Genomic DNA, 10,998 nt, shown 5'->3' with positions numbered 1-10,998 from the left:
AACAGGCTGATCATTCCCAAGAGTCCATATCGACGGGATGGTTTGGCACCTCGATGTCGGCTCGTCGCATCCTGGGGCTGGAGCAGGTCCCAAGGGTTCGGCTGTTCGCCGATTAAAGCGGCACGCGAGCTGGGTTCAGAACGTCGTGAGACAGTTTGGTCTCTATCCTCTGCGCTCGTTGGAATTTTGAGGAGTCCTGCCCATAGTACGAGAGGACCTGGGTGGACGAACCTCTGGTATGCCAGTTGTCACGCCAGTGGCATGGCTGGTTAGCTACGTTCGGGTGAGATAACCGCTGAAAGCATCTAAGCGGGAAGCTTTCTCCAAGATCAGAATTCCTAGCGGATTTAGAGCCGCGTGAGACTCCTTGTAGAACACGAGGTGGATAGGCTAGGCGTGGAAGCATGGTAACGTGTGGAGCTGACTAGTACTAACAGTCGAAAACAAACCAACAATCATATCTTAAGCATCATGAATCTTTCTGCAACACTGGAATACAGTGATCACGAAAACGATTTTCGCGTCTACTAGCCGGTCCCCAAACCACCACGTATAATAGAATATGATTACACAAGATTTTTGTGGTGGTCTTGGCCTCATGGATACGCCCAGTCTCCTTTCCGAACCTGGTAGCTAAGCGTGAGCACGGTGATGGTACTGCACTCGATAGGGTGTGGGAGAGTAACACACCGCCACAAATAATACTTCATTGATAAGGGAAGCACCTAAAAAGGTTGCTTCCCTTTTTCGCATATGTGTACGCGGATAGCGTGATATACTGAGTGTATGCCCGTGGCGCACCTCCTTTCTTATTGGTGATTTGTTAGCATTGTTTCATCACGCGCCACGGGTATGTATCGTTTTCGCTCCGCTCCGAGTGCTTACACACTTATTCGTCTTCTATAATAGTTAGATTATCCATCCTTCGCGAGGTGACTTCACCGGGTAGGGTTTTGAGCTTATCAGTTCTCGCGCGCGTAACATTACGGGCCTAGTAAGGTGCTCTGATATGCACTTTCGGGCTAAATGAGATACGTGCACTCTACACGTACCAGACTTTCGGGCTAAATCCGCCGTACACCCTACACATAGATTCGCACGCGAGGACACGGATAGGTTTTATCACGGGGCCTTGTTTCACTGTTTCGTGCAAGTAGTCAGACGTCGCGTCGAGATTAGCCCTAAACTGCACAACCGCCTCATATGAAAAGTCGAGATTAGCCCGAAAGTCGCTCAAAGCCCACCAGCCTCATACAGTGCGTACTCCTCAACCCATCCTCTCGGCACGATTTGCGAGATCCATAAATCACAGATGCAGGAAAAAGAGGATAGGACTATGCCCGCGTTTTCGAGGGAGAAGATGCGAGCAGGAGTACGATGAGCAGCAGCAGCGGCACTTCTGCGGGTACACTACCAGCATTTGGCCTCGTTCAGGCCAAGCAGGGCACGCCTCGGAGATTCCAGAAGCCACAGTCACGACTTACTACGTCTCGGTAGGGAAAGGTAACGATGAGAATCATGGCACGGACCAGGCTAAGCCGTGAAAGAGCCTCGATAAGGTGAACTCTATGATGAGTTCGCTGAAGCCAGCCGACCACGTCCTGCTCGAGAGGGGATCGCACTTCGAGAATCAGAGCCTGAGAGTAGAGAATGTCTCCGACACCGAAACGAATCCACTTGTGTTCAGTTCGTGCGGTGCCCAGGCGCACATAAGCAGGTTATCGTAGCGAATGGAGCAGCAGTCAGCCAGTGGGACCAGGACTATCGTGGCTGGTTGGGGAAACCATAAGAATAAAGGCCGCGTATGGATAGTACAGATGTCGCTGGCATAGCGAAAACGCGACGAACGACGCGGATAAAGCTGACGGGGCAGTGGAACCAGCAGAACCAGAAGCAGTAGTTTAATAATAATCTGTATGAGAACTACTCGAACGCTCCGAGGTCGGATAAGCATGCGGTGGGCGTAGACGACGTGGCTTCTATACCCGCGTCAGCGCGAGAATACGCTAGACCTCGTTCTGTTCGTCTGTAAGAACGACGAGCTTCTGCATTCGTCTACGGTCAATGTCTGCCTTCAGCGTTCTGACGATTTCGTGACGCGGGTGCTGTGGCTAGCGCGCACGCGGTGCGACGCGAGAAGAAAGCGCAGCACTGAATAGCTGAGCTTGTTTAGACATGATTCAGGCGCGGAACTGTCCTTGAGGAGAGTTCCGCGCCCGAACCGTCGTACAGCCTACATCACGCGCCCGCGAGGAGGTGCTTTAGTACGTGTATAGTTTCACCATGACGCAGGACGGGGAAGCTGGCAGGGAGATGCTCATCTTCTCGTCGCCATTAAGCGTACGGCGCTTCGTCCAGATGCCATCGACGAAGGAACCTTCCGAGTATTCGAGAACATCGACTTTTACATTTTGACCGGACTTCGGATGGAACTTCACGCTGAACATCATGCCGAAGAGCAGGAACGTATTCTCCTCGAGCTCGAGGATACCACCCGAAGCGACAGGTGTGCTCTCCATCCGAGGAGCGTACGATACGGTCGCGTCGAGGCGAGAGAAGTGGAGGAATTGGCCGAAATCGTTCTCATGATGCTTCACGAACGTCTGAAGCGTGTCGCGGTTCTCGAGCAGGAGCGGCTTCAGCGATTCGACGAGCTGATACGTCTGCGAAAGATACTGCGCGCTGTTACGGATGTCGAATGCAGACGGATCGATGTTCAGCTCCTGCATGACAGAAGCAGGCGGCATGGCGATGCTCTCTGGAGGAAGCGTGATATCTTCGATGCCGAACGGAGAGTAGCACAGCGCGCGATGATGAGCGAACGCATACAGAGCATACGAGGCCGTCGTCGCATCCTTACGCACTTCAGGAATAATCAGAGGAAGGTCAGGAGAGGACGCCGCATACTCGTCGATAACACGCGGAACGTATGCCACATAGATATCCGGAGCCAGCGCGCACAGGGTAGGAGCCGCTGCACGCCAGATGTGCTGAACCTCAGGAACTGGGCCGCCACTCGGATATGTGCCAGCAGCCCACGGATACTGCTTGAGCCACGCATTAGCATACAGAGGAAGCGGATATGCGGCTGAACCAGCACGTGCTATCTGCTCCACAGCGGACGCATAATGGTATGCCATAAATGCCTCAGCAGCATCGTCTCCGAACGCATCCGTCCAGCAGCCGGACAGTCCCAGAGCCGTGGCGAGCTCGGCTGGAATCTGCGACTTGAAAAGCGCATTTGCGCGCTCGCTGTAGTCGCGGTCGGTGCCGAGAAGGCCTATCTCATTTTCCACCTGAATGAGAAGAACAGTGGACTGTTTCTCATCTATCTCGCGAATATGGGCCAAAAGCTGCGTGAAAGCGTGGGCATCGCGCTGTACCGCAGCCTCACACAGTGGAGAAATGCTGTTCAGCTTCTCGCCCGTCACGCTCTGCGCGCGCCAGTACGTCTGCGAGTCCTCCTTCATCCAGCCAGGCACATACATGCTTTCAGCATTTTTCCACAGGCCGAACCAGAGGAAGATGAGATGCATATCGCGCTGACGCGCTTGTTTGATAAGGCCGTCGACCGTCTCGAAATGGAACTGACCCTGCTGAGGCTCTATATCTTCCCAGTACACGGGAACGAGGAGAGTATTCATGTGCAGATCTGCTATGCGCGTGGCCAGACTGTCTGTTCCATATAGGCGAGGTCACTGGAGCTTGAGTTATGAACTTCGCCAGCGTAGGCGAAGAATGGCTCGTTATGGACGAAAAGTGTAGGATGGCCGTGATGGTCGCGGATGTGCGGGTAAGCTGGAAATTCTGTCATGATGACCTCCTCTGGTCGTCGATGCGTGATGGCGGTATACAGCGGGTAGTCCTTCTGGAGACTCTCGTCGCGCTGTATGTTTTTATGCTAGAAGACGTCAGAGTGTACGTAAATCATCGTATATTTATATTTATAGTAATATATTAATGTATCGTCACGCGAGTGTGAGTGTGAGTGCGAGTGCGCGACTATGCGCGAGTGCGCGCGAACGATCTGAACGCATAAAGGAGAGCGGATATGATGATTTCTGTCAATTACTCCACGCAGGCGGCGCGCATCTCGTCTCTACCTCTCCGCGTGCAGCTGCTCGGTGTGGCACATCAGCAAGAGCATGTCGTACGTCCTTCGGGACTCCATGTCTTTCAGTGTTTCGCCTGCCGACGAGGTTCGGGCGTCTTCGTCGTGGACGGAGAAGAACATAATATCCGAGAGGGTGAGGGATTTCTCATCTATCCACGTGTGAGCCACGAATACTATGCCACATCGGGCGACTGGGAACTAGACTTTTTCGCATTCGACGGTGCGCTGGCGTATGGACTTCTCGAGTGCTTAGATATGCCCGAATCCCACGCGTATCATTTCTTCGACCAGACGTACTTTCGCCAGAGTGTCGAGCACATGGTTCGTATGCATAGAGAGAAAGGCGAGTATGCGTATGCGCTATCTGCGGCGTGTTATGATCTTCTCGTGCATCTTCCGCACATGATAGAACCGCTGACGGCTGTGGCTCTTTCCAGCGAGAATGTGCTGATCTCTTCGATTATCGCGTACGTCGAAGAGCGCTATGCGGACTATATTAACCTCGATGACATAGCACGGCACTGCAGCTACAGTAAAGAATACTTATGTGCCGTTTTTAAGAAAGAGATGAATCAGACTCTGAATAGTTTTCTTACTGGAGTGCGCGTGAGTAAAGCTCGTGTCGATCTTCTCCAAAATCCGCAGAAACGTATCCGAGATGTAGCTGAGGATGCAGGCTTTCGTAGTGCGAGTTATTTCTGTAAGGTGTTTCGGCAGTACGAAAGTGTCAGTCCGGATCAGTATCGTAAGCAGCGGAATGCCGACCGCGCTCGCGGTACGACGACGCTGGAGCACGGTATCGCGTAGAATATCCCTATGAGAACTTTAGGTAATATCCTCTGGCTGGTCCTCGGCGGCGCGGGCATCGCGGTGTCTTGGTTCGTGCTGGGACTGCTGCTGTGCGTGACCATCGTGGGCATTCCGCTCGGCTTGCAGTGCTTTAAGATGGGCTGGCTCACGCTGCTTCCGTTCGGACAGACCGTCGTGTATGGCGGCGGCGTCGTCCAGTTCACCGGGAACATTCTGTGGGCTGTAACGTTCGGCTGGATGTTCGCCGTCGGTTACTTTATCGCGGGTGTGCTCAATTGCATCACTATCATAGGCATCCCGTTCGGGATACAGTCCTTTAAGATGATGAAACTCGCGTTTGCGCCTTTCGGAGCGACCGTAGTCCCTGTCTATTAAATTGACATAAGAAAAGGCTCGCGCGAAGAAACGCGAGCCTTATGTTTTACGCGGTCAGGTCGTATACCGTCACGCCGCCGACCGTCGTGGCCGTAAAGTTCTCGGCCACCCACTCAGCTATCTCGGACGCCGCGGACGAGCCGCCCATCTGACCGCCGCCCATGCCGCCGCCGGAGATGTAATAATGGATGAGGCCTTGAGCGACGTACTCCTTAAACTGAGCGAGGGTAGGGTAGTCGTCGGTGCCGTTAAAACCGCCGCTGGCCATAACCGGCTCCTCGCTGGCCAGCTGGTAAGAAGCCGCGTTCTGCGACCCCGTGGTGGCAGCCGCCCAGCGGTACTTCGAGGCGTTTTCCTGGAGCAGAGCGATGAGCTCCGTGTTCGAGGAAGCGCCGGAGCCGCCAGTCAGGCCGCCTCCTCCGCCCATGCCTCCGCCGGGGGCTCCCATGCTGTTCTGGGTGTTCTGGGAGTTCTGACTGTTCTGGCCGCTCTGACCGTCAGCGGTGCTCGACGAGGTGGAATCATCCGAGGAGGAATCGTCGGAAGATGATCCATTCTGGCCGTTCATCTGGCCGTTCATCTGGCCACCGCCGAAGCCGCCCATCTGACCCATCTGACCGCCCATCTGGTTCGAGGAGCTGGATGAGGAGTCTGAACTGCCGTCTGAGGAACCTCCTGGGCCACCCATCTGTCCCATCTGTCCCATCTGACCGCCTTGCTGCTGGCCGTTCTGGTTCTGAGTATTCTGAGACTGGCTGTTCTGGCCGCCACCCATCCCGTTCATCTGAGCGGACTGAGAGCTGGAGGAGGTGTTCGCCGCGTAGGCCACCGTCCAGACTGTGGGGGTAACGAGCAGAGCTGCTGAGGCTATACCGATGGCGAGGTTACGGCCGAGGTGTGATTTCTGTGGAGTGGTAGTGTCTGGCATAATGACCGCCTTAGCTGTTCGAGGTGGAAGAATCGGAAGAGTCGCTGTCAGTAGAGCCGCCTGGCATCTGGCCCTGCTGCTGGGTGTCGTCAGAGGTAGAGCTGTCAGAGCCGTCAGTCGTGCCGGTTCCATCCGAAGACTGGCCGTTCATCTGCCCCATCTGGCCACCTTGGCCGGCCTGACCCATGCCGCCGCCAGGGCCTCCCATGCCACCGCCCATCTGGGACATGCCTGGGCCGGCATTCTGAGCAGTGCTGGACGCCACCATCCATGTGGTAGGGGTGATGAGGATGGCTGCTGCCACGAAACCTATAGCGATGTGCATGAAGGTCTTCTTGCGTTCAGCGCTCGCAGCTGGGGTAGTGGCAGATGCAGCAGGTGCTGCTACCGGCTGCTGAGGAGCTGCCTGAGTCTGCGTATCCGCGATAGGAAGAGCAGTGGTGTTTTCGAATTCATTCTGATTAGTGTTTTCCATGATGTGTCCTTTCTGTGAGGGGTTAGTTAGTTGTAGTAGTCGTAGAGGAGTTCGTCATGCTTGGTGGAGTCCCCATGCCTCCGCCACCTGGCCCTCCTCCAGGTCCGCCCATGCCACCGCTCGGCCCAGCAGAGACGATAGATCCTTGGTGGCCGCTGGCTACGGTAGCTGCGGTCCAGGCCACAGGGCCCGCCAGCATGGAGAATGCTGCGAGAAGTGCAGCGAGTCCGGCCATCGTGCGCGTTCCCGACGTCTCAGCTACAGGGCTGTCGAGGTTACGGATGCCGCCCCAGACAAAGGCTCCTGCTGCGAGGAGTCCAGTGCCGAGCACCGTGTAGGCGAGAATCTCGTACCCGCTCGCCTGACTGGTGATGAGGTAGTACGACCATACTGCTGTGGAGATGACCGTGAAGGCTGCGGTAAATGGAGCCCAGATAGTGTGGCGATGTGCCCACATCAGAGCGATTCCTGCAGCTGCTAGTGTGGCTATGGCCGGCGAGAGTGCCACCGTGTAGTATGAGTGGAAGATGCCAGACATGAAGCTGAAGATGAGCCACGTGACCACGAGCCAGCCGCCGAATGCGATGGCGAAGGCACGGCGGATATCGGTACGGTTCTTTCGTCCTGCCACCACGAGCATCACGACGAGTCCAGCCAGAGCAGCGAAGACGAGCCATGCTATCTGGTCGTTGAAATCCGAGGTAAAGAGGCGGTTCCAGCCGGTTTCTCCCCACATGCCACCCTGAGACTTAGAAGAACTCGCTCCTGGAACGACAGATCCTGTCTCGTCTCCGGTGATGCGGCCGAGACCGTTATATCCGAAGGTGAGCTCGATGAAGGAGTTATTCTGCGATCCGCCGATGTACGGGCGCATGCTGGCCGGGACGAGGACAGTGAGAGCAACCCACCACCCCGTGCTCACGACGAGAGTACCCATGGCCACGAGGCCATCGACCACGCGCCTCCAGAACTTAGTCGGCGAGGCGATGAGGAATGCCAGAGCGATGCCGGGCAGGATGAGCATAACCTGGAGCTGCTTGGTCAGGAAGCCGAAGCCCACTGCCACGCCAGCCAGGGCCATCCAGCCCGTTCGACGCCAGTTTCCCAAACGAGTCGTGTCGTGTTCGAGAGCGCGAAGAGTGCAGGCCACTGCTGCCACTTCGAGGAAGACGAGCAGAGCATCCGGATTATTAAATCGGAACATGAGTGCAGCCACATGAGTGGTGATGAAGAGAACTCCTGCCAGGATGCCAGTCCAGTTACCCCAGTAACGGCGTGTAGTGCCGTAGATGAGGTACGTGGTGGCCACGCCGAGCAAAGCCTGGGGGAGCAGTATGGCGAAGGAATTCAGTCCGAATGCCCGCACAGACAGTGCCATGAGCCAGATGGACGCAGGTGGCTTATCGACTGTAATGGCATTTCCGGAGTCAGAGGATCCCCAGAGGAATGCCCACCAGTTTTTCGAGCCGGCCTGGGCGGCAGCGGAGTAGAACTCATTCGCGTACCCTGAGGCAGTGAGGTTTATGAAAAAGACGGCTACTGCGAGCACGAGCAGACCACCCAGAGCGAGCAGATCTGCGCGTGTACGCCGAGGAAGAACGTACTGGTTCGTGTATGTCTTCGGCCGTTTATGTGGAGAAAATGACATAGAAGTAGAAATCCTTTATGCTACGCTCACGAGGAGCTGGATGGGTACGAGGCTTCCGCGAAGGATGGGGTCACGTCGTCGCTCCACAGACCGGATGGAAGTGGAGGGAAAATTGACCTGAGAAAGCGAGCGCTTTACCCGCTGCATCCCACGTAAATCCTTCAAAACGGTGTCCAGGATATGTACAGACGTATGCGGATCTTCTATCCAGCGCACGCCCACCTCGTGCAGGCGGAAGCCGTGCGCCTGAGCGAGCAGGAGGAGCTCGGTGTCGAAGAACCATTCGTTATCCTCGAGCGCGGGCAGGAGCGTGCGGAACGTGTCCGCGCGGATGGCTTTGAAGCCGCACTGTGCATCGCTGAAGCGGGCGCCGGAGTATGTGCGCAATAGCAGGTTATATGTCCGGGAGATGAACTCGCGCTTGGCTGAGCGGGTCGTGGTGGAGTCTGCACGGAGACGCGAACCGAGCGAGACATCTGCTTCGCTGGCAAGGAGCGGTCCTACGAGCGAGTCGATGTGTTCGAGTCCGGTGGACAGGTCCACGTCCATGTACGCCAGAACGCGCGCCGGCGAGGTGAGCCACGCAGTCTTCAGTGCGAATCCGCGGCCTTTACGGTCCAGACGGATGGCGCGCACATGAGCGCTGTCACGCTGAACGAGCGTGCAGGCTATGTCCCAGGTGGAGTCCGTGCTCGCGTTATCTGCGATGAGGATGTTCCACGTGAAACTCGCCGCGTGCGTTTCGTGTAGCGTCGTGCCGAACGCGTCTCGAAGTCCGGATAGATACATGCTCAGCGTGGTCACAGCACGTTCGAGATCCTTCTCCTCGTTATAGACGGGGATGACGAAGTCTACGTCGAGTCGGTTCGAGCCGGACTGTATGCCTGCTGGTGAGACTGTTATACCGAGGGAGTCCGTTATATGTGCGGTGTACGCGGAGGTGCGCGTGGTGCTGTACTCGGTAGTCATGTACGCTCCTTTCGTTCGTGAGTGATTTCTATCTAACAGGGGCTGTCTGAGGGTGAGCTTTAGGCTGGGTTTAGGTCTGCTCGAAGTTTCCTGAAAGTCTGCTGGATGCGTGAAATGTGAGCTTGCTCATAGTGCGTCGAAAGAGGTTTTTAGTCCGCTGGGGGCAAGGGGGCGTTTGAGGTATTCCGCGTTTTCTTTTGCGTTCTGTGAATTTTCTCGGGTCTTTTCTCTGACGAAAGGAGCGGGGAATGTTTCGTTCACGCGGTAGGATACCAAGCATGTACCACTTCACCCCGAAACGCTGCGCCTCCACGAGCAAAATCATGTATACGACGAAAGCGCAGGCGCTCGAGGGCGCGCGCAGCAGCTACGTTCAGCGCGGCGTGCAGCTCTGGGTGTATCAGTGCGAATACTGCCACACGTGGCATTTGACGAGTCGGCCGCCCGTCGAGGACGCGCTCGGAACGGCGGGCTCGCGGTCGGGTTCTGGACGCGGGAACGGACACGCGCGGTCCGGTTCGCGCCGAGAGAGCCGTTCGTGGTCCGGAAAGCCTATTCTGTCTCGAAAGCGCGGGTTTAAGCCGCGGAACCATTAGGCTTTCGGGTGCTTCGGGCGCGGTCGGCGGCAGCGGTATCCGCACTCTGACAATTTTATGAAAAAGTGGCCGTTTGTAGTCACGAATGACCGTCTCACCGCTCGCCGAAAAATAGAAAAACGGCGGAATTCCGCGGTTCTGCTTCTCGAACGCGTTCGAAAAAAGCTGTCATTCGTGACTACAAACGGCCACATATCGCAAAAATTTCTCTATTGCTCAGAACGAGGAAGGAACGGCGCGGATGCTGTGTCCGCGCCGTCCTGAAGCTCGGCCTGCAGCCTAGAGCCCGCGCCCCGTGAAGCCCTGCGCACGCGCCGGCTCGCCGAACGCCTTCGCCAGACGCCCGGTGTCCGTGGAAGTCGCCGCGATCTGCTCAGTAAACGCCTTCACCGGCTGATCTGGGAAGCGCAGATCGTAATACTGCGCGACCTCGGCGTCGAACCCAGCGAGCGCCTCGTGCATGGACGGCGCGGCGCCCTCGCCCGACGCGCCCTCGCTCGCAGCAGGATACGTGTTCTCGAAAATCTGCAGCTCACGCGGCATACGCGGCTTCAGAGCAGGTGTCTGCGCCGGATGCCCCACAGCCAGCCCGAGAACAGGGAAAGTCTTCTCCGGAAGCCCGAGCAGTGAGATGACAGCCGGAACGTCGTTCAGAATGGATCCGAGGATGACGGTGCCCAGACCCAGCGACTCAGCGGCAGTTTCCATAGCATGGAGGGCGAGAACGGCGTCATTCTGGCTCTGCGTAAAAATGTAATCCGCATCGAACGTCATATCCGCCTCAGGAACGCCCGCCTCGCGCGCGATGCGCAGATTCCTGTACGCGTCGATGATGAAGATGTAGAGGGCCGGAGCCTGGGCGATGTATGGCTGATTGCCTATGCGCGCGAGCTCAGCTGCCACAGCCGGATCCGTAATGCGCAGCGCAGACCAGCCATTCAAATACTGGCTGGTGGCCGCGCGCTGAGCCACCGTTTCGAGAGTTTCGAGTTCATCCTCAGAAAGCGCCTCATCCGTCCACGAGCGGATAGTGCGGCGATTCAGGAGCGTATCTATCGTGTCATTATGCAGTAACGTCATGCT

At 56.5% G+C, this 10,998-nt stretch carries 10 protein-coding genes and 2 rRNA genes; 5 read left to right on the top strand and 7 right to left on the bottom strand.

What is annotated here, in order from left to right; all coding sequences use genetic code 11:
• Together ALMA_RS07920 and rrf are read left to right on the top strand one after the other, a co-directional pair.
• Nucleotides 1–453: ribosomal RNA gene (locus tag ALMA_RS07920) — 23S ribosomal RNA — on the top strand; the annotation flags it as partial.
• A 127-nt stretch (nt 454–580) separates the two neighbouring features.
• Nucleotides 581–698 (top strand): 5S ribosomal RNA (rrf, locus tag ALMA_RS07915).
• A 1,563-nt stretch (nt 699–2,261) separates the two neighbouring features.
• On the opposite strand, the gene ALMA_RS07910 is transcribed toward rrf, so the two are convergent.
• Nucleotides 2,262–3,644 carry a DUF5597 domain-containing protein gene (locus tag ALMA_RS07910; RefSeq protein WP_211278356.1) on the bottom strand — a complete coding sequence of 461 codons (1,383 nt, stop codon included), beginning with the start codon at nt 3,642–3,644 and terminating at the stop codon, nt 2,262–2,264.
• 11 nt (nt 3,645–3,655) lie between these two features.
• Nucleotides 3,656–3,814 (bottom strand): hypothetical protein, encoded by a 159-nt coding sequence (locus ALMA_RS08225; RefSeq protein WP_211278355.1) that lies wholly within the window; start codon nt 3,812–3,814, stop codon nt 3,656–3,658.
• 237 nt (nt 3,815–4,051) lie between these two features.
• Between ALMA_RS08225 and ALMA_RS07905 the strand changes: the two genes are divergently transcribed.
• Both ALMA_RS07905 and ALMA_RS07900 read left to right on the top strand, forming a co-directional pair.
• Nucleotides 4,052–4,921, top strand: coding sequence for a helix-turn-helix transcriptional regulator (locus tag ALMA_RS07905; RefSeq protein WP_094727301.1), 870 nt, complete (start codon nt 4,052–4,054; stop codon nt 4,919–4,921).
• Between the two features lie 9 nt (nt 4,922–4,930).
• Complete coding sequence (locus ALMA_RS07900; RefSeq protein WP_094727299.1) at nt 4,931–5,299, top strand: YccF domain-containing protein; 369 nt, start codon at nt 4,931–4,933, stop codon at nt 5,297–5,299.
• A gap of 46 nt (nt 5,300–5,345) precedes the next feature.
• Here the strand turns inward: ALMA_RS07900 and ALMA_RS08220 are convergent, their stop codons facing one another.
• Genes ALMA_RS08220 through ALMA_RS07880 form a run of 4 tightly spaced genes read right to left on the bottom strand, consistent with a single transcriptional unit; the run spans nt 5,346 to nt 9,319 of the window.
• Complete coding sequence (locus ALMA_RS08220) at nt 5,346–6,227, bottom strand: mannosyltransferase YkcB-related protein (protein WP_211278354.1); 882 nt, start codon at nt 6,225–6,227, stop codon at nt 5,346–5,348.
• Nucleotides 6,228–6,237: 10 nt separating this feature from the next.
• Complete coding sequence (locus ALMA_RS07890) at nt 6,238–6,702, bottom strand: hypothetical protein (protein ID WP_094727297.1); 465 nt, start codon at nt 6,700–6,702, stop codon at nt 6,238–6,240.
• Between the two features lie 22 nt (nt 6,703–6,724).
• Entirely contained in the window at nt 6,725–8,350 is a 1,626-nt protein-coding gene (locus tag ALMA_RS07885) for an ArnT family glycosyltransferase (RefSeq protein ID WP_094727295.1), read from the bottom strand.
• Nucleotides 8,351–8,365: 15 nt separating this feature from the next.
• Complete coding sequence (locus ALMA_RS07880) at nt 8,366–9,319, bottom strand: dolichyl-phosphate beta-glucosyltransferase (protein WP_094727293.1); 954 nt, start codon at nt 9,317–9,319, stop codon at nt 8,366–8,368.
• Between the two features lie 248 nt (nt 9,320–9,567).
• Here ALMA_RS07880 and ALMA_RS07875 point away from each other — a divergent pair, with 248 nt between their 5' ends.
• A complete protein-coding gene (locus ALMA_RS07875) occupies nt 9,568–9,915 on the top strand; it encodes a hypothetical protein (RefSeq protein WP_244568924.1) in 348 nt (115 codons plus the stop codon).
• Nucleotides 9,916–10,194: 279 nt separating this feature from the next.
• Here ALMA_RS07875 and ALMA_RS07870 read toward each other — a convergent pair whose 3' ends face one another.
• A complete protein-coding gene (locus ALMA_RS07870; RefSeq protein WP_094727289.1) occupies nt 10,195–10,995 on the bottom strand; it encodes a nitroreductase family protein in 801 nt (266 codons plus the stop codon).
• Between the last annotated feature and the right edge of the window lie 3 nt (nt 10,996–10,998).

Origin of the sequence: Alloscardovia macacae, assembly GCF_002259705.1 — a bacterium.
GTDB lineage: Bacteria > Actinomycetota > Actinomycetes > Actinomycetales > Bifidobacteriaceae > Alloscardovia > Alloscardovia macacae.
The sequence above is the reverse complement of the archived record's forward strand: the minus strand, read 5'-3'. Positions and strand labels throughout refer to the sequence as shown.